20 protein-coding genes and 1 pseudogene are annotated in these 18,263 nt (G+C 30.9%); 5 read left to right on the top strand and 16 right to left on the bottom strand.

Features of this window, described 5'->3' with window-relative positions; genetic code table 11:
• Nucleotides 1-48 precede the first annotated feature (48 nt).
• From OCU55_RS03690 to OCU55_RS03675, 4 genes are all read right to left on the bottom strand, one after another.
• Nucleotides 49-1,521 carry a nicotinate phosphoribosyltransferase gene (locus OCU55_RS03690; RefSeq protein ID WP_261851503.1) on the bottom strand — a complete coding sequence of 491 codons (1,473 nt, stop codon included), beginning with the start codon at nucleotides 1,519-1,521 and terminating at the stop codon, nucleotides 49-51.
• 64 nt (nucleotides 1,522-1,585) lie between these two features.
• The gene (locus tag OCU55_RS03685) at nucleotides 1,586-2,125 is read right to left on the bottom strand and encodes a cysteine hydrolase family protein (protein WP_261850953.1); all 540 of its coding nucleotides are present in this window, start codon (nucleotides 2,123-2,125) and stop codon (nucleotides 1,586-1,588) included.
• Between the two features lie 11 nt (nucleotides 2,126-2,136).
• The gene (gene prs / locus OCU55_RS03680; RefSeq protein ID WP_261850952.1) at nucleotides 2,137-2,931 is read right to left on the bottom strand and encodes a ribose-phosphate diphosphokinase; all 795 of its coding nucleotides are present in this window, start codon (nucleotides 2,929-2,931) and stop codon (nucleotides 2,137-2,139) included.
• Between the two features lie 69 nt (nucleotides 2,932-3,000).
• Entirely contained in the window at nucleotides 3,001-3,891 is an 891-nt protein-coding gene (locus OCU55_RS03675; protein ID WP_261850951.1) for an NUDIX hydrolase, read from the bottom strand.
• A 173-nt stretch (nucleotides 3,892-4,064) separates the two neighbouring features.
• Here OCU55_RS03675 and OCU55_RS24010 point away from each other — a divergent pair.
• Nucleotides 4,065-4,469 (top strand): annotated as a pseudogene (locus OCU55_RS24010) (GNAT family N-acetyltransferase); the annotation flags it as partial.
• Nucleotides 4,470-4,492: 23 nt separating this feature from the next.
• A complete protein-coding gene (locus OCU55_RS03670; protein WP_261850950.1) occupies nucleotides 4,493-4,795 on the top strand; it encodes a hypothetical protein in 303 nt (100 codons plus the stop codon).
• 96 nt (nucleotides 4,796-4,891) lie between these two features.
• On the opposite strand, the gene OCU55_RS03665 is transcribed toward OCU55_RS03670, so the two are convergent.
• The 4 genes from OCU55_RS03665 to OCU55_RS03650 form a co-directional block, all read right to left on the bottom strand.
• Nucleotides 4,892-5,941 carry a LacI family DNA-binding transcriptional regulator gene (locus OCU55_RS03665; RefSeq protein ID WP_261850949.1) on the bottom strand — a complete coding sequence of 350 codons (1,050 nt, stop codon included), beginning with the start codon at nucleotides 5,939-5,941 and terminating at the stop codon, nucleotides 4,892-4,894.
• Nucleotides 5,942-6,093: 152 nt separating this feature from the next.
• Nucleotides 6,094-7,572: a 4-alpha-glucanotransferase gene (gene malQ / locus OCU55_RS03660; protein WP_261850948.1), complete on the bottom strand. Its 1,479-nt coding sequence runs from the start codon at nucleotides 7,570-7,572 to the stop codon at nucleotides 6,094-6,096.
• Between the two features lie 40 nt (nucleotides 7,573-7,612).
• On the bottom strand, nucleotides 7,613-8,446 hold the full coding sequence (locus tag OCU55_RS03655) for a carbohydrate ABC transporter permease (RefSeq protein WP_261850947.1): 834 nt from the start codon (nucleotides 8,444-8,446) through the stop codon (nucleotides 7,613-7,615).
• The gene (locus tag OCU55_RS03650) at nucleotides 8,446-9,288 is read right to left on the bottom strand and encodes a carbohydrate ABC transporter permease (protein WP_261850946.1); all 843 of its coding nucleotides are present in this window, start codon (nucleotides 9,286-9,288) and stop codon (nucleotides 8,446-8,448) included. The genes OCU55_RS03655 and OCU55_RS03650 overlap by 1 nt, the downstream gene beginning before the upstream one ends.
• Nucleotides 9,289-9,423: 135 nt before the next feature.
• On the opposite strand from OCU55_RS03650, the gene OCU55_RS03645 reads away from it, so the two are divergent.
• A complete protein-coding gene (locus tag OCU55_RS03645) occupies nucleotides 9,424-9,561 on the top strand; it encodes a hypothetical protein (RefSeq protein ID WP_261850945.1) in 138 nt (45 codons plus the stop codon).
• Nucleotides 9,562-9,611: 50 nt separating this feature from the next.
• Here OCU55_RS03645 and OCU55_RS03640 read toward each other — a convergent pair whose 3' ends face one another.
• The 4 genes from OCU55_RS03640 to OCU55_RS03630 all read right to left on the bottom strand — a co-directional run bounded on the left by OCU55_RS03640 (nucleotide 9,612) and on the right by OCU55_RS03630 (nucleotide 13,991).
• Nucleotides 9,612-10,970: an ABC transporter substrate-binding protein gene (locus tag OCU55_RS03640; protein ID WP_261850944.1), complete on the bottom strand. Its 1,359-nt coding sequence runs from the start codon at nucleotides 10,968-10,970 to the stop codon at nucleotides 9,612-9,614.
• 469 nt (nucleotides 10,971-11,439) lie between these two features.
• Nucleotides 11,440-12,180, bottom strand: a complete 741-nt coding sequence (locus tag OCU55_RS23970) for a ferredoxin reductase family protein (RefSeq protein ID WP_345795580.1) — start codon at nucleotides 12,178-12,180, stop codon at nucleotides 11,440-11,442.
• A 59-nt stretch (nucleotides 12,181-12,239) separates the two neighbouring features.
• Nucleotides 12,240-12,635: a ferric reductase-like transmembrane domain-containing protein gene (locus OCU55_RS23965; protein WP_345795579.1), complete on the bottom strand. Its 396-nt coding sequence runs from the start codon at nucleotides 12,633-12,635 to the stop codon at nucleotides 12,240-12,242.
• 609 nt (nucleotides 12,636-13,244) lie between these two features.
• Nucleotides 13,245-13,991 carry a nitroreductase family protein gene (locus OCU55_RS03630; RefSeq protein ID WP_261850943.1) on the bottom strand — a complete coding sequence of 249 codons (747 nt, stop codon included), beginning with the start codon at nucleotides 13,989-13,991 and terminating at the stop codon, nucleotides 13,245-13,247.
• Nucleotides 13,992-14,502: 511 nt separating this feature from the next.
• On the opposite strand from OCU55_RS03630, the gene zupT reads away from it, so the two are divergent.
• On the top strand, nucleotides 14,503-15,297 hold the full coding sequence (gene zupT, locus OCU55_RS03625) for a zinc transporter ZupT (RefSeq protein ID WP_261850942.1): 795 nt from the start codon (nucleotides 14,503-14,505) through the stop codon (nucleotides 15,295-15,297).
• A gap of 292 nt (nucleotides 15,298-15,589) precedes the next feature.
• Nucleotides 15,590-16,108 (top strand): nitroreductase family protein, encoded by a 519-nt coding sequence (locus tag OCU55_RS03620; protein ID WP_261850941.1) that lies wholly within the window; start codon nucleotides 15,590-15,592, stop codon nucleotides 16,106-16,108.
• 184 nt (nucleotides 16,109-16,292) lie between these two features.
• On the opposite strand, the gene OCU55_RS03615 is transcribed toward OCU55_RS03620, so the two are convergent.
• From OCU55_RS03615 to OCU55_RS03600, 4 genes are all read right to left on the bottom strand, one after another.
• A complete protein-coding gene (locus tag OCU55_RS03615; RefSeq protein ID WP_261850940.1) occupies nucleotides 16,293-16,829 on the bottom strand; it encodes a cysteine hydrolase family protein in 537 nt (178 codons plus the stop codon).
• Between the two features lie 84 nt (nucleotides 16,830-16,913).
• Nucleotides 16,914-17,369 carry an 8-oxo-dGTP diphosphatase gene (locus tag OCU55_RS03610; RefSeq protein WP_261850939.1) on the bottom strand — a complete coding sequence of 152 codons (456 nt, stop codon included), beginning with the start codon at nucleotides 17,367-17,369 and terminating at the stop codon, nucleotides 16,914-16,916.
• Between the two features lie 120 nt (nucleotides 17,370-17,489).
• Nucleotides 17,490-17,768, bottom strand: a complete 279-nt coding sequence (locus OCU55_RS03605) for an ArsR/SmtB family transcription factor (RefSeq protein ID WP_183278206.1) — start codon at nucleotides 17,766-17,768, stop codon at nucleotides 17,490-17,492.
• 146 nt (nucleotides 17,769-17,914) lie between these two features.
• On the bottom strand, nucleotides 17,915-18,235 hold the full coding sequence (locus OCU55_RS03600) for a rhodanese-like domain-containing protein (protein ID WP_261850938.1): 321 nt from the start codon (nucleotides 18,233-18,235) through the stop codon (nucleotides 17,915-17,917).
• Between the last annotated feature and the right edge of the window lie 28 nt (nucleotides 18,236-18,263).

Here is an 18,263-nt window from a genome sequence, read left to right as displayed (position 1 = left end):
TAAAAAAAAGTTCAACATTAAGTAAATTAATGCTGAACTTTTCATATCTTAAAATCTATTTAAATGTAATCTATCTCTTATTTCTTTTAGAGAAAAGTCTCTTACAAGCTTTCCATCTCTAAATACAGTCTTTAAAAGATTATCATTTAGTTTTTCTTGTTCACTTAAAGTTAATTCATCCTTATACAAAACATCTTGTCCATCCCTATAAACATAACACATGCCTTTTTGAGATTTTTTAAAGTTGTCTGTATCTGTTTTTGGATCCTTAAATATAAATTTTTCTGTTCCATTTATTATCGCATGAGTAGCTTTTAGCGCAAATCCAAAGGTATCTCTTGTGTTATACTGATAAGTATAAGAGCCTATACCCAGTGTACAGTTACTTACTGCAAAACCTTTCTCCTCTAGACCCTTACATATCTCTTCACATCTTTCAACTGTAATGCTATCACCATAAATAGTTCCTATTTTTTCATTTAACACCTTATAACCTTTAGCATTTATATGACCGCCAAAGATTTCGTATAAAAGTTCAACGGTCCCTTTATATTCTGGACTTTCCTTTAAAGCCTCCTTATCTCCGCAGATTATCTTAACAGGATCTCCACTATCCCCTCTTATTATTATTTTACCATCTCTATTTAAGATATCTTCTTTTAGTTTTGGAATTATGGAGGTTATAACATTCCAGTAATCATAGGTGTCTGATACTATGCTTAGATTTCCCTTTGGAAACTTATCATTTATAAGAGTTTTATATGCACCGATTTCATCATCTCCATAACTACACATAACACTATGCTCTGTTGACGGAGTTCCCACAGCAACTACTTCTTCATCAATATTACAGTTATAATATTTTTCTAAATAATCAATTGCTGGTATTGTTGCGGTACCTACGAAAGAAAGTAAATGGCCTGAACTACTAGATTGAGCACTTTCTATGGAACTGAACCCCCTCATGCTGAAATCACCACAAGCTCTTCTAACATCTCCATTATCTACGGTTTTATTGTAATAACATTCTACTATCTCTCTATATCTATAGGCTATAGTTGCACTAGTCATAGGTTGCCATATATTACAACTCATGAAGGTTTCTAAGTAATTTACAAGCCAAGCAAAGTCCTCATGGGTATTAGTAATTTCAATCATAGGAGTCTTTATATTAACTCTCTCTCCTTCTTGTATAGCCTTAATTTGTATTGGTAGATATCCTAGATCATATAGTGCTTCAATATGCTTTGTATCCGCAGCTATATCTCCCATTGTTCTAGATATAATTCTTTTGTATTCTGATACTATTTCTTCTTTTGAAGCATTAAAGAAATTCTCATTAAAATACTCAATCAAATATTTCTTTATAAAAGATTGAAGTCCAAACATTACAACCTTGTTCATGTTTTCTTTTCTAGACATTCTCGGAGTCCAATAACTAACAAGCTTAGTCATTCCTTCTGCATAACATATATGGTGAATTGTTTTGTAAAAATCTGTAAGCAATATTGGATTCATAATTATTCCCCTTTTATTCTCTATAACTATATTTATTTAAGTCAAATATTTATATATCAGTACCTTTTTATCTCATTACCTTCACTTGCAAGCTTTCAATTACATCTAATACTTTATCATGAAGGGCTTCATCAAAGCTTCCGCATAATGCACCATCAACACTTATGTCAGCATTAGTATACTGAGACTGAAAGGTTACCACATTACTTACAACACACATATTTGTAACTACACCTATAAGCTCAATAGTCCCTATTTCCTCACCTAGATCCTCAGTTATCTTAATCATATCAGCAGGACTTATTCCAAAACTTCCTTTATTATAATGATAGGCGTTTTTCACATTCTTAAATTCCTTAAGGCTTCCATAAAGCTCATGTCCTTGTGATCCTTCAATACAATGTATAACAGGTAAGTTTTTTCCTTCTCTTGTTTCTAGGTAATTTTCATGATGAGTATCATAGGTAAATAGAACCTTTTCGCCTTCATCTAGATACTTCTTAACTTTATCATATATAGGTTTCTCAAGCTCTACAGCCTTCTCAAAGCCTAATGCTCCATCTACAAAATCCTTTTGATAATCAACCACTACTAACAACTTTCTCATAATATCGCCTCCTATATTTCATGTATCCTAATTTTTTCGTGAGATTTACTTAATATACTATTAGTTGTAAATACTTCTTGAATCAAATCAGTCTTCAATATATCACCTTCAAAAATGGTATCTTCACAGTGGGTTACAACTAGATATATCTCCTTAGCACCAAGCTTTTTAAGTTCCTCAGCAGTTAATATAAATGTTCCACCTTTTGAACATAAATCATCAACAATTACTGCTTTAAAAGCTTTCGATGAAACCTCTCCATTTATCTTAAGACTTTTAATACGTCCTGTTTTAAAATCTCTTTCTTTATTTGCTGTAAGCACCATTTCATGCTCTATCTGCTTTTCATATCTTTTTGCAGCCCCTGCATCTGGATAAACTAAATATATGTCATCTTCACTATTAAGATTTTTCAAAAGTTCTTTTGTTAAGGCTTGAGACATATTTACAACCTTAACTCTATCTAACAATGCAACAGATACCTCTGAATGTGGCTCATATACAGTAACTCTTTCAAAATTTAAGCTATTTATAAGTCTACAAAGATGTTTGAGAGTAAAAACTGTCATCCCCTCTGTTCTATCCATTCTTGAATAAGGCATATAAGGGATTATAAGACTACATTTTTTATTTAGTTCATCTAAATGTCCTTTTAAAAATATCAAATGAGTTATATCTTCATCGCTTTCAAACTTTATCTTTATTTCATTATCATAACTATTAATAACTAAACTCTCACTATCAATTAATGCTTCCCCATTAGGAAACTTCTTAATTTGTACTTTTTTATTATTTAGATATATCATAAAAACTTCCCTCCATATTTTATAAATCACACATATTTATGTTAATTTCAACATAAACCTAGTCATATTTTAAAAGTTATGTTCCCAGTTTTCATTGAATTTGAATACTTTTGCAGGTCTAAAAGGCTTTCCTTCTATCTTTTCATCAGTTTCAATTATCATATCTTCCATTTTTCGTCTAAAATTAAGTATTTCTCTTCCCATGATAGCTTCATAGACATTTTGCAGTTCTTTTACTGTAAATAATCTTGGAAGCAGATTAAATGCGATTGGAGTATACTCAACTTTATTTCTTAATCTATCAACTGCATAATCTAAAATCTTATAGTGGTCAAAAGCTAAATTTTCTGTTGATTCATCTAACCGAATATAGTTAATTTCTTTTCTTCTATATATATTTCTATCAATCTTTTCTATTACTTGATATTTTACTTCAACCTTATCATCTTCAGATTTTAGAGTTAGTATATGATTATTTTCTATATACCTGTCACTCTTATTAGTTTCAACAAGAACTTTATCTATCCAAAACCATTTACTTTCTTTCAATTCATTTGTTTCTTCAAACCTTATAATTTCTTTTTCAATTAAAGCCATGTTTCCAATACTGATAACCCTAGTTCTCTTATCTCTATTTATGTCCCCAAAGGTATAAAGCTGCTCAATATAAACATCCTCTACTCCGGTTTTTTCTCTTAGTTTTCTTTTAGCTCCCTCTTTGAGACCTTCATTTATATCAATAAAACCGCCTGGTATGGACCACTTACCCTTATCAGGATACTCATCTCTTTTAACCAAAAGGACCTGCATACCTTTTTTAGGAACCTTTCTTTGGTTAGCTTCTTTTATATCATCAGTAGTAAATATTATTACATCGTTTGTTACACTAGGTCTTTCATATTGATTTACATCATAGTTTTTAAGAAATTCTGCTTCGTTATCTATAAAATGTTTATCCAAGTTTTGCACTCTCCAACTTATTATCTTTTAGATAATATCAATTTGATATTATGTTTTTATAATATGCTTTATTCTATTTTTTGTCAACTGTTTTTTGCACTTTTTTATACTTTAATAGATGGTTTATTTTTTCTAATATCCTATAATTATCCATATAATTAGATGAAGACTTATTTATTAAATATGCTAACGAAATTGATGACTCTTATTTTAATTTATGGGGAACTGCAGAAAACTTCATAAGAAATGGTTTTGGTTTTTGTATATTAAAAGACACCGAATTTGTTAGTGTATGCAATACTTACTACGTAAAAGATGGCTCAGCTGAAATTGATATTATTACTCAAAATAGCTTTAGGAATCAATGCTTTGCCCTTATGACCTGCACAGCTTTTATAAGATATTGTATAAAACATAATATAAATTCAATATGGGATTGCGATAATGGAAATGAAGAATCTAAAAATTTAGCAAAAAAATTAGGTTTTAAAAGTGTTGAGACCTATCAAATGCATTGGTGGCATGAAAATAAGAGATTTGTTGATATTTACTTAAAGAATTATAATTACACAACTTAAAATTTTATAGTAAGGAGGTCTTTATGGACCGTTTAAGATCTAAGCGTAAATCTTTAGGTAAAGGAACGCTATCATTGATATTTTCGATAACTGCTATAATGTGCTCATTCACATACATTGGCGATGGAAGAAGATCCGTAGGTGCTGTAGTATTGAATTCAATGAATATCTATGGAGCAACATCAATTGTTTCTATAATATTATTTATAATTTCTCTTTTCATTGGAATTAAATATCCTCATCATATCGGTGCTAGGCCTGGAAAGGTACTTTCTATATTTTTCATAGCACTAATTACTGTTCTTACTATACTGAGCATAAGTTAGCCAGTAATAAAATCAATTAGTTAGTGAGTACATAAAAAAAGATAGGTTTGCAACCCTTATGGCAAACCTATCTACTTTAGTCCACTTAAATTTTATTTAGTTTTTAGAATTCCCTATATATATATTCTTAGTAGATTGTCCTACAATAAGTTCCCCTTGAAAAGTCTTATGTTCCACTAAGATTTTCTTACCAATTACATTGAACAAAATCTTTATGGTTTCTTCAGCTATTTCTTCAACTGGTTGCCTAATAGTTGTTATGGACGGGTTATAATAACTAGCAATATCAAGACCATCAAATCCTGCTACTGAATAATCTTCCGGAACAGTTTTACCCATATCAAAAATAGCCTTACAGGCACCTATAGCCATGCTATCGCAAATAGCATAAATTGCAGTAAAATCCTCATTTTTGTGCAAAAGTTCTGTAGCAACAGCGTAACCATTTTCCATAGAATAACTTTCAAGCTCATCTTTCATTATGCCAATTAAATTTTCATTTATTTCAATCCCATTATCTTTTAAGGCGCTGGTATATCCATTGAATCTAAGCATACCAATACTTTCATCATCCATAGGAGCAGTTATTATTGCTATTTTTTTATGACCTTGTTTACATAAATAATCTACAACTTTATAACTTTCCTTAAAATCATCAACTGATACCGAAGAACAGATGGATTTATCTAAATTGTCCATAGTTGCAATTGTACTTAAAACGAAGGGCACATTTATCATTCTTAGTTTTTCGTCTGGATGAGAAAAGTGACCGCCTAAAAACACAATACCTTTAAGCTTTTTTTCTTTTATAAGTTCAATAGCTATATCTACTTCATTTTCTTTATTATCAACATGCTGAAGAATGAAGGAATACTTCTTTTCTTTTATCTTTTTTTCAAATATTTTAATCATATTACTGAAGAAAGGATTTGTAATACCTTTTATAAGAACCGCAATAGCTTTAGAATCAGTTCTTTTAAGGTTACGAGCACTGTTATTAGGCACATAGTTATTTTCTCTAATAACTTGCATAATCATCGCCTTAGTTTCCTCATTAATATCAGGGTGATTATTTATAGCTCTAGAAACGGTACTCACTCCCACCCCACATAATCTTGCAATATCCTTTATTGTAATTATCTCCATATTCATCATCCTTCTCATTCCCCAAACCTAACAAAATATGTTAAAATTTAATATTTTATGTATAATATTATTATAATATCAAAAACTTGTAAATGTAATGGGGTTTTCAACGAATTTTGAAATCCCCAACAATTAATTGGGGATTTCATGGCTTACCTTCCGTATAACTTGGTAATTTTCCTTATCCTATCTACTAATTCTGTCGTAATTTCGTTATCTAAGAGCCTCCACTTCCAATTTGCTCCTAAAGTAGAAGGTATGTTTATCCTACCTTCGCTACCAAGACCTAAATAATCTTGAATTGGAATAACTGCTAGATCTGATACTGTTGAAAAAGCTAGCCTTATAAATTTCCAATGAACATCCTTTATATTATCTTCATCAATATCTAAATAATCATTTGCTAATTTTTTATCTTCTGAGTTAAGTTTATGATACCATTCTGAAATAGTCTCATTATCGTGAGTTCCTGTGTATACGATAGAGTTTCTATTGTAATTATGTGGCATATAGTCTCCTGCTTCCCTTGAGTCAAAAGCAAACTCTAGTACCTTCATACCTGGATAACCTGTTCTTCTAACAAGCTCCAGCACGCTTTCAGTAAGGAATCCTAGGTCTTCAGCAATTATATCTAAATCTCCAAGAGCATTTTTTATAGCATTAAAAATATCATAACCTGGCCCTTTCCTCCATTGTCCTGTTTGTGCTGTGGTAGCACCAAAAGGAATTGAATAATATTCATCAAATCCTCTAAAATGATCAACACGAACAACATCATATAGTTTAAAAGAATAAGCAATTCTCTGTATCCACCAAGTATATGAAGTTCTCTTATGATATTCCCAATCATATAACGGATTCCCCCATAGCTGACCAGTTGCAGAAAAAGCATCAGGTGGACATCCTGCTACAGAAATCGGACGCCTGTTTGAGTCAAATTGAAACAACTCTGGATTAGCCCAAGCATCGGCACTATCAAATGCTACATATATTGGAATATCACCTATTATCTTTATACCTTGTTGATTTGCATAAGCTTTTAGCTTTAGCCACTGCTTTATAAACATAAACTGCTGAAATTTATAAAATGATATTTCGTCTGCATATTGATTATTGTATTTTTCTACGGAAGACGGCTCCCTAAGTTTTATGTCATCATCCCATTCACTCCAACTCATACCGCCATAAGCATTTTTAACAGCCATATAAAGAGAATAATCTTCTAACCAATAAGAATTTTCTTTTATGAATTCATTAAATTCGCTATTATTAGTAATATTACTTCTCTCATATGCAGTTCTTAATATCTTAAATCTAGATAGGTATATCTTCTCGTAATCAATATATCTGTCACTATTTCCAAAATCATAATTTTCACATTCTTCCTTTGTCAAATACCCCTCATAAATCAAAGCTTCTAAATCAATAAAATATGGATTCCCAGCAAAAGTAGAAAATGATTGGTAAGGTGAATCACCATACCCAGTTGGTCCTAGAGGCAGTATCTGCCAGAATTTTTGACCTGATGCTTTAAGCTTATCTATAAAATCATATGCATCTTTTGAAAAAGTCCCTATGCCATATTTTCCTGGCAAACTTGATATAGGCAACAATACACCACTGGCTCTCATAACTCTCCTCCTTTAAAGTATATTTTATATTATATTCACCTTATCCCTTAACAGCTCCTGCTGCTATACCTTTAATAATGTGTTTTTGACAGGTAAAATAGAATATTACAATTGGTACAATAGCTAATACTAGCATAGCCATCATAGCTCCCATATCTATAGAACCATATCCACCTTTTAGGTATTGAATTGCAATTGGTATAGTCTTATATTCGTTTCCGATAAGCAAATATGGCAGTAGATAGTCATTCCATATCCACATTGTATTAAGTATTGAAACAGTTATAGATATAGGTTTTAAAATTGGAAATACGACTTTAAAAAAGGTTTGAATTGGATTGCATCCATCAATAAGTGCTGCTTCTTCAATTTCTAGAGGAATGGACTTTACAAAACCAGAGAACATGAATACAGATAACCCTGAAGCAAATCCTAGATATATGACAATAATTCCAATTGGATTATCTAAATGGAGCATATTAGCTACCTTAGTTGTAGTAAACATTACCATTTGAAATGGTACAATCATTGAAAATACAAATAAATAATACATAGAATTTGTAATTTTTGTTTTAACTCTAGTTATATACCAACCTGTCATTGAAGTGAATAACACTATAGCAACCACAGAAGATACCGTAATAAAAAGTGAGTATCCAAAGGCTTTTAAAAATCCAATCTTTATTAAACCATTAGTATAGTTTTGTAATCCAGTAAAGGTTTGTTTTGTTGGAAAAACGAAAGGAGTATCACTGATAAAGAATTTTCCTTTAAAGGAATTCATTAATACTATTAGAATAGGAACTAAAAATGCTATAGCAAGTACAAGTAATATCACAAATATTACACTATCTTTAACCTTTGAGTCCTTCATTAACTTTCTACCTCCTTACTTCTTGTAAATATAAGCTGTGCAAACGCAAATAATCCAACTAGTAAAAAGAAAAGAACTGCTTTTGCTTGACCTACGCCTTCCCAGCCAACAGAGCCATAGAAAGTATTGTAAATATCTAATGCTAGCATAGCTGTTTTCTTTGCAGGTGCACCTGCAGTCAATGCTAAGTTCTGGTCAAATAACTTGAAAGAGTTTGATATAGTTAGAAATAAACATATTGTTATAGAAGGCATAATCATAGGTATTTTTATATTTCTAAGTATTCTAAAAGAGCTTGCCCCATCTATCTTTGCTGCTTCTACAAGATCCTCAGGAACATTTTGAATTCCGGCAATATATATAATCATCATATAGCCTATAAGCTGCCAATTCATTAAAACAACAAGACCATAGAAACCAAACTTAGGATCATAGGTCATAGTAACACCAAATTTGTATAAAACACCATTTATAATAAGCTGCCATATATATCCGAGAACTATCCCACCTATTAAATTAGGCATAAAAAATGCAGATCTAAAAATATTTGAACCCTTTTTCCCTCTTGTAAGCAATAGTGCTAGTATAAAAGCAAATATATTTATTGTTATCACTGATATCACAGTAAACTTAGCGGTAAAAATTAACGCATTCATAAAATCTTTATTATGAATAGCTTTTACATAATTGCTTAATCCTACAAACTTAGAATTAGTTACTGTTGTAAACTCTGTAAAAGATAAATACATTCCTAATACGAATGGCACAAAAAAAGCTATTAAAAAGGCTATCAAAGTTGGAAGTAAAAATATATGAAAATATTTTTTTAATATCTTTTCCACGTTATCTTCTCCTACTCTTAATTTTAAAATGGTGAGTTAGAGTTATTCTCTATTCTCACCATTAGTTAATTATTTTAAGTTATATTTACGTTTAAAAATATCATTGAAATTAATTGGTTACACAGGAGATACTATATGAGCGAACAGCTAGAATTAAATGATTTTCGGAGATGTACTAGCGTTAAAAAACTGTATTGTCCGAACGTAGTGAGTTATACAGTTTTAGCTATTACATCGGAGAAAATCATATTAATTCTTTGTGAAGCTCATTGAAGTATCGGATGGGTGACCAATTAATTTCACACATACTAATTACATTTTAACTACTTCTTATTTGCTTTTTCTGTTTGCCATGATTCTTTAACTGTCTTTACTACATCATCCCAAGATTTATTACCTTGGCTATATTCTAACAAAGCATCACCAAATGTGTTCTTAAAGTTTTCACTTGGGAAAGAAGCAAAAGTCCAAGCTACGTTATTACCACCCTTGCTGTTCCAGTTTAAGATTTCCTTAGCTAATGGGTCTGTTGGCTTTTCACTATCACTGAAGGTATTAAATGGAGCTATAAGTCCTAAATCCTTTGTTACATACTTTTTACCTGTGTCACTTGAGAATAACCATTCAAGGAATGCAATTGATTCATCTTGCTTTTCTTTTGAAACCTTACTGTTAACTGAAAAGAAGTTTTCTGTACCTATGCATAAACCTTGCTTTTCTTCACCAGCTACCCCTGTGTATATTGGTAAGAATTTAATATCTGATTCTTGTACCTTATTTCCGCTAACACCCTTTATTTGATTCCAAGCCCAGTTACCATTTTGAACCATTGCTGCATTACCAAGAGCAAAATCAGCCATTGAATCATCTACAGATTTACTTCCTAATAATTTTTTATCTGTTGATGAGTTATTAATATATAGGTCAAAGATATTTTTATAATTATTTGCATACTTAAAGTCAATTTTATCTGCGGAAAGACCTGCTAAAATTGTATTGTCATATTTAGTATTTTCTTTAAATTCATAATAGAAAGGTAGATTTGCTAAATGAGTCTGCCATCTCCATTGTTCTCCTGATTTCAAGGAAGTTGATGCGAATACACCCTTTATACCAAGTTGATCTTTATGTTTAGTCATATCTTCAACAACTTTCTTTAAAGTATCATAATTAGTTATTTCAGTTGTAGAATTTATTGATACAGCTTTATCAGTAAGCGCAAAATACTTTTTCATAATTGCTTCGTTATAAATTATTCCATATCCTTCTATAGCATAAGGAATTCCATAAATTCCGTCACCACTCTTTACTGCTAAGGATTTATCTGTTAAATAACTATAAAGTTTTGTGTTCTTTAAGTCTAAAGTATAATCCTTCCAATTTTGATATCCTACAGGACCATTAATCTGGAATATTGTTGGTGCATCGGATTTTGCTATCTCTGATTTTAAAGTTGTTTCATAAGTACCACTTGCTGCTGTAACAACTTTTACCTTAACACCCTTCTCTTTCTCATAATCCTTTGCAATATTGTCATATACTTGAGCAATTTCAGGTTTGAAATTTAAGAAATAAATTTCCTTTGTTGCTGATGTTGATGTTTTCCCACTATTTCCGCACCCTGCGAATAAAGTAGACCCCATAGCCACACACATTACAAGACCTAGTAACTTCTTTTTCATAATAATTTCCTCTCCCCTATAATTATTTGTAAAGTCATCATCAATATCTATTGATGAATAAATAATTAATCATTGGTACCGTTGTCGGTACCGTTTCCAATTATTACAAATTAAATATAACATGTTTTAAATACGTTTACAACCATATATTGGAAATTACCGTTTTCTATTTTTTTCACTTTTAATTCATTTTCCGAAATATTATCACTTTTTTCTTATTCAAACTACATAATTTGATATTATACTGTCCTAGCCATGAAAATTTATAATATATTGTTTAATTTTAAAACTTTATAGTCATATACATAGCCAATTTCCATTGTTTAAAAAGCACATTATAATAAATTTTATTACGAAGTGGCACATCCATAGGTATCATTGAAATATCTAGATTTAACAGACATAAAAATTTTATACTTTCTTTACTATAAAAATAAAAGAAGCCCATAAGCTTCTTTTATTTTGTAATCTATTTAAATTGAAACTGTTCATAATGAAATTCTTTCACTTTATAATTTTCTTTCTTTAGCTCATTCTTCATCTTATTTCTCATTGGTTTTGGACCACAAAAGAACACTTCAAATTGTTCATCTCTATTTACATACTTATCGATATGCTCAACACCTAAAAAACCACTTTTTGAACTATCTATTAAATGTATCCTTAAGTTATTTCTATCTTTTATACCCTTCAACTCATCTACATATGGCGCATCCTGTTCATTATTATATGCATAAAAAAAATCTATATTATAATCTGTTGGTATATCAGATTGAAGAAAACTTCTGAATGGAGTTATTCCTATTCCGCCAGCAATCCAAACTTGGCGCTTTTCCGCTTTTCTATAATTAAATCTGCCATAAGGACCTGAAACAGCAATTGTATCTCCAACCTTTAAACCTTCCTTCAATTTTCCAGTATGATCCCCTAAAACCTTAATGCCAAATTGAATTTCACTATTATTCTGTGATTGACTCATGGTAAATGGGTGTGAAGGAAATACCTTCTTGCTTCCAACTACTTTCATAAACGCAAATTGTCCAGCTGTATAATCCATTACTTTTCCACTAGATATGCCTGTAATTTCAAGGGTATCTTTTGCTATTTCCCTAATCTTACTGACCTTATATCGATATTTAAAGGCCGTAAATTCGTAAATACATATACTATAAATTGCAGATAGTATACCTATAACATTGATTATATTCATCCATATACTAAAAGCACTTAAGTCAAAAACTTGGTATGAAGAACTTAAATAGTAATGAGCTACCCCAAAAGCATATGGAGTAAACTTGATCCACTTTGTCCAGCGAACTCACTAGTTCGCTTAAATCCCTCTCCAACAGGTTTAAAGCCTTCCGGCCTGCCTCCACCTCCTGTTTTTAAGGTGAATTTATGAGCCCAAATAAGTAAGATTGATATTATACTTAGATATTTATGATAAGCATAAGACTTATCCAACCCATTAAAAATCCTATCCACAAGCTTATGCCTACTAGAAATATAATTTATCCATGCAAATGAAACTAAGGCAATTGAGGCGATAAGCTGAGAATACTGCCTGTTGGAAGCCATAGTACTAGCCTGCTCTTCAGGAATCCAAAAAATATAAGTAATAACAAAAGTTAATATAATTAATATTAGACCACGGTATTTTTTCATAACCATTCTCCTTTTTTATAATAAGCGATAAGGTGCCCTTTAACTAATTAAGCTAAATGCATATCTGATTACCTAATTTTCCACCTAATCTATAATTATTTATTATCAATCTAAGCCAGTTTTATGTATACAGCATGTTCATTAGCAATACTTTTTATATATTGAGCCACCTATAAATAATTATTTACATACAAATATTTGGTTTATATAGATAAGCCAGTTCTAAATAGAATCTATATTTGATAATCCTACTACCATTAATAGTTAACAGAAGTATTACCTAGTTTTATTAGATAGAACTGGATTATCTATTCATCTGAACTGATAAACTACTTCGATCATTAAACTCTTAGGATATATTCTAATATGAAGTAGTTTATCTATAGATGTACCTCTTCAATCTGAAATCTATTTTTAAAACTCTCACGGGTTCTGGTGAGAGTTTTTAAAAATAATAAGTTTTACTATGAAGTGGTACATCCACAGACAGTTTATTAATTAATTTTAATGTATGTGATTTACTCCATCACATAAGAAGCTATAGTTACAAAAAAATAGCTATCATTCTAAAATTTTGATAGCTATAGAATATTCTTATAAAAATTCATTTTACTTATTTCTAAACTTGTCAAGGTAACTTGATGCAGACCTATTCATCTCATTAGCGAATTCAGACATATACTTTCTTTTACAGAAAGCTTGCACTTGCTCTTTAATATTTTTATTCTTTAGGCCAGAACCTTCATTTTTCACTTTATGCATCTCTATATGTTCTTCCTCGGAAAGTCTATGATATTTATTTTCAGAAACTATATATTGCTTCTCAAATCTCACTGGTTTCTTTCTATTCTTTTGAGCCTCAACAGGATGGCCATAGACTAACATGCAAGCAGGTATAACATACTCAGGCAATTCCAATATTTCTCTAATCTGCTCACAGTTTTCAATTATATCACCAATATAGCAAGATCCCACCCCGAGCGACTGCGCTGCAACCACTGTATTTTGGGCTGCAACCATCGCATCTGCCATGGCTAGTAAAATATCTCCTTCCCCAGGTTTTCTAGGGTTACAATTTGTATAAACAAATGAATCATACCATCTTTGATAATCAGCAAGAAATATCGCTACCATTGGGGCATTTGCAATAAACGGTTGATTATCACAAAGTACTGATAGTCTTTCTTTTAGTGTTTCATCAGTTATATCTATTAGGCTATAAAGCATCATTGCTCCTGCAGTTGGAGCTTCAAAAGCCGCCTGCAATATTTCTTTCTTAATATGATTTTCGATTTTCCTGTCTTCAAATACCCTCATTGATTTTCTTGATTTTATTTGTTCTAAAACTTCATTCATCTCATCTATTCCCCTTATTTTATCTATTTTTCTTCTATGTACACATCAACAACTTCATCTTTAAATTTATATTTTTAAATTCTACTATCATAACCCAGAGGAGTTTTAAAAATAATAAGTTTTATTACGAAGTGGTACATCCATATACTTAAATCTATGCTTATTAAAAATCCTCACATCAAAGAATTCTTATATATACCTAAATTAATATAGCCATATTATATATAGAAAACTTGATCTGATATCTATATATTATCAGCTTAATTCAGTAATTTGTATATTTAATAGAATAATTGTATGTAGCCAATAGCGATATTAATCATAATCTCCTAATGAAAATCATATTTATCAAAGTATAGCGAATTTACAGCTTCAATATTCATATGATAATTGGTATATATCAAACTTTGTCTTTTAATTATTTAATAAATTATTGGACAAGCATGTGGTTTATGTTTATTTTTCAGATATTTTCTTATTGAAGCTTTACGTTTTTAAAGGAGGATGTTAGATGAATAATGTATTATTTGCCTTTGGATTAAGCCTTTTAGCAGGTTTATCTACAGGTATAGGAAGCACTTTAGCCTTTTTTACAAAAAAGACAAACACTAAATTTCTTTCATTAAGTCTTGGCTTCTCAGCAGGAGTTATGATTTACGTTTCACTTGTTGAAATCTTTGTAAATGCAAAAGATTCTTTAACTGCTGAGCTTGGAGTAAGAGATGGATCTTGGCTTACTGTAATCTCTTTTTTCTGTGGTATTCTTCTCATATACCTCATTGACACCTTTATTCCAAATGAAGAGAGCTCCACAGCTGCATACAGCATTAAGTTTAGTAATGGATATTCTGATGTAAAGTTACTTAGAATAGGACTATTAACTGCTCTTGCTATTGCAATCCATAACTTTCCTGAGGGAATTGCAACATTTATTTCTGCAATACATAGTCCTTCAATAGCGGTTCCAATTGCTATTGCTATTGCTATTCACAATATACCAGAAGGTATTTCAGTATCAGTTCCGATCTATTATGCAACCGGAGACAGAAAAAAAGCCTTTCTTTACTCTTTCTTTTCAGGTCTTTCCGAACCTTTAGGTGCAATAATTGGCTATCTAGTACTTATGCCTTTTATAAATAACCTTACCTTTGGTATTATATTTGCGGCAGTGGCTGGAATTATGGTATTTATATCTTTGAATGAATTAATCCCAGCAGCAAGGGACTATGGCGATCAAAATCTCTACATATACGGCCTTATCTCAGGAATGGCTGTGATGGCAGTTAGCTTACTCTTATTTTTGTAATCACTATTTAGATAGATTATGATATTAAAACTGTATTTTATAAATTAACAAAACAAGTCAGCTTAGGCTTTAATCCTTTCAAAATCATAAACTTATTGTATCTTAGAATATCTAAATTAATATTTTAAATAATCCGTTAAATAAAATAGAATTCCTATACTTACTGAAAGGTTAGTAAATAACATATATGTGCATGCTTACATTGTCTATCATGTTGATATATAATTTTAAATTATGGCGCTGTTAAAGCACCGTGTTGAAATTATATGTTTTATTATTAGGAGGTATTTTTATGAATTTTATAGAACTTGCTAAAGAAAGATACTCTGTAAGAAATTTTGATTCTAGAAAAGTAGAAAAAGAGAAACTTGATTTAATATTAGAAGCTGGCAGAATAGCACCTACTGCAGCTAACCTTCAACCTCAAAGAATCTTGGTGGTTGAAAGTGATGAGGCTGTTGCTAAGTTAAAAGATTGCACAATCTATTCTTTTAATGCTCCTATGGCACTAATAGTATGCGCTGATAAAAATGAAGCTTGGAAACGTAAATACGATGAAAAAGTTCATACTGATATAGATGGCAGTATTGTTGCAACTCATATGATGCTTCAATCTGCTGAACTTGGCCTAGGTACAACATGGGTTGGTCACTTTGATCCTACGGCTGTCATAAAAGCCTTCAATATTCCCGAAAACTTTGTTCCTATATGCATCTTTCCATTAGGATATCCAAGCAATGATTCAAAACCAAATTCAAATCATGAAAAAAGAAGAGAAATTTCTGAGACTGTCTTTTACAATAAATTCTAGAATTAAAAACATGCTGTATGCTTTAAATTAAACTATACAGCATGCTTCTACATATAAAAACTTAGATTTCTATACAATACTAACTTATATGGTTCCTAGTTCAACTATTAATTTAAACATACTCGAAAATCACAAAGCCACGATTTTCGAGCAAGTATAAATTAAGTTTCGACACAGGAACGCCTTAATCAAACTCGATTTCATCTGTATACATAGACTTAACAAATCTTCCACCCAAAAGAGTGTTATGATGCTCAACTATTTGCTTTGAAGTTAGTACAGGTCCGTCAAAAGTACTGTTTGCATCTCTAACCAATACATTCTCATGATACCCTAAACTATAAGCGCATCTACAAGTAGTGTCCAAGCAAAACTCTGTCTGCATTCCTACTATAACAAGTCTTTTAATTCCTCTTTCTTTCAGGGTAGCATCTAAACTTGTTTTATAAAAAGAATCCCAAGTTGTCTTCTCTATTACAGTTTCGTTGTCCAATGGAGCTATCTTAGGATGAATCTGCCATGTTGGTTTTGCTCTATTATATTCGTCATCATCTTCACTAGTATGTTGAATGTATATTACTGGAGTACCTGAATTTCTAGCTTTTTGAAGTAAAAGATAGATATTATCCAGAACCCTCTCACCGTTATATAAGGATTGATCCTCATAGGAATACATAGCAACTTGTACATCTACAATTAATAGCGCTGTTTCTTTATCCATTACAACATCCTCACTCTCAAAGTAATATAAAAATCATTTAAAGTTAAATTATACCACTTACCAATAGCTTGTACTAGCTAAACTCTACAGCAATCTTAATTTACTTGAAGTATGTTTGTTCCATATACCAAATCCCTCTGAATAAGTATTTTCGAAAAACATAGGTAATCGCTCTTTAAATCCCTCAGCAAGATCAAGTTCTTGCAAACTATCTTTATCTACCCAGAATACCTCCCCTTCATCTGTCTTTTCTATGAGATTTCCACTAAAATTATCTGTTCTAAAATTAAACACAAAATATTTTTCTTTAGTTTCGTCATTGTACCAATATATAACTCCGCAAGCCTCCAAATCATATACTGTAAGACCTGTTTCTTCTCTTATCTCCCTGATAGTTGATTCTACTATGCTTTCACCATCTTCTATATGGCCTCCTGGAAATGATATTCCTTTCCACGATTTAATCCGATTCTGAACTAAGACCTTGTTATTTATATTATCGTAAATCATGCACATATTGGTTAACTCAATTTTACTCATTTATTCCCCCACCGTAAAATTCAATTTTCAGCTATTGACTCATTTTCTTAATTGTCTATATATATAATACAAAAATCCTATCAAAACATTAAGCATTGATAGGACTTTCCGTGAAATTATTTAACAGTAATTATCTCTTAGTACTTCTACTAGCTTACTTACTCTTTGATCTAAAATAAAGTAAGTGCTTGTTAATCCTTTTTTGTTATAATCAACTATCTTGTGTGCTTTTAGCATAGCTAAATGCTGAGAAATAGCAGATTGAGTCAAATTACTCAAACTCTCATTCAGTTCACTTACTGTCATAGGTTTTTCTAGTAAATGACATACTAACAGTAGTCTATTTTCATTTGCAAGTACCTTTAAAACCTCTGAAACTTCTTTAGCTTTATCTAGCATTATATCCCTGCCTCTCCTATCCTTCAACTTATATAGGTCAATCCAATTTACTAAATAGGTCCTTGTTTTTATTTACATCATACTTATATAATACACTTTAATATTATATTTGACTTTATACTCAAGCATTTTTGTAGATTTATACCCTATTTCTCAAGAGGTCTTAAATATGAGCCAGTTCCTCCAGATACATTTACTACCTTGTATCCCCTTGTACTAAGTTCACTACAAGTCTTTGCACTTCTACCTCCAGATTGACATATTATATGATATTCTTTTTCTTTATCTAAATATTTTTCTGGATCTCTAAGTATCGTTCCCATAGGTATATTCATTGCTTTAGGAATATGCCCATCTTCGTACTCATACGGCTCTCTTATATCTATTAGATTTATTTTATTTATAACATCATCAACATCATGAACACTTATTGCTCTAAAATTTCCTCTTTTTATGAACGGAAACATATAACTCCTCCTTTGATTTAGCAAAAAT

The sequence above is a fragment of the Clostridium folliculivorans genome, from assembly GCF_024341905.1.
GTDB classification, from domain to species: domain Bacteria; phylum Bacillota; class Clostridia; order Clostridiales; family Clostridiaceae; genus Clostridium_AR; species Clostridium_AR folliculivorans.
This window is presented reverse-complemented; position numbering and strand designations above follow the sequence as displayed.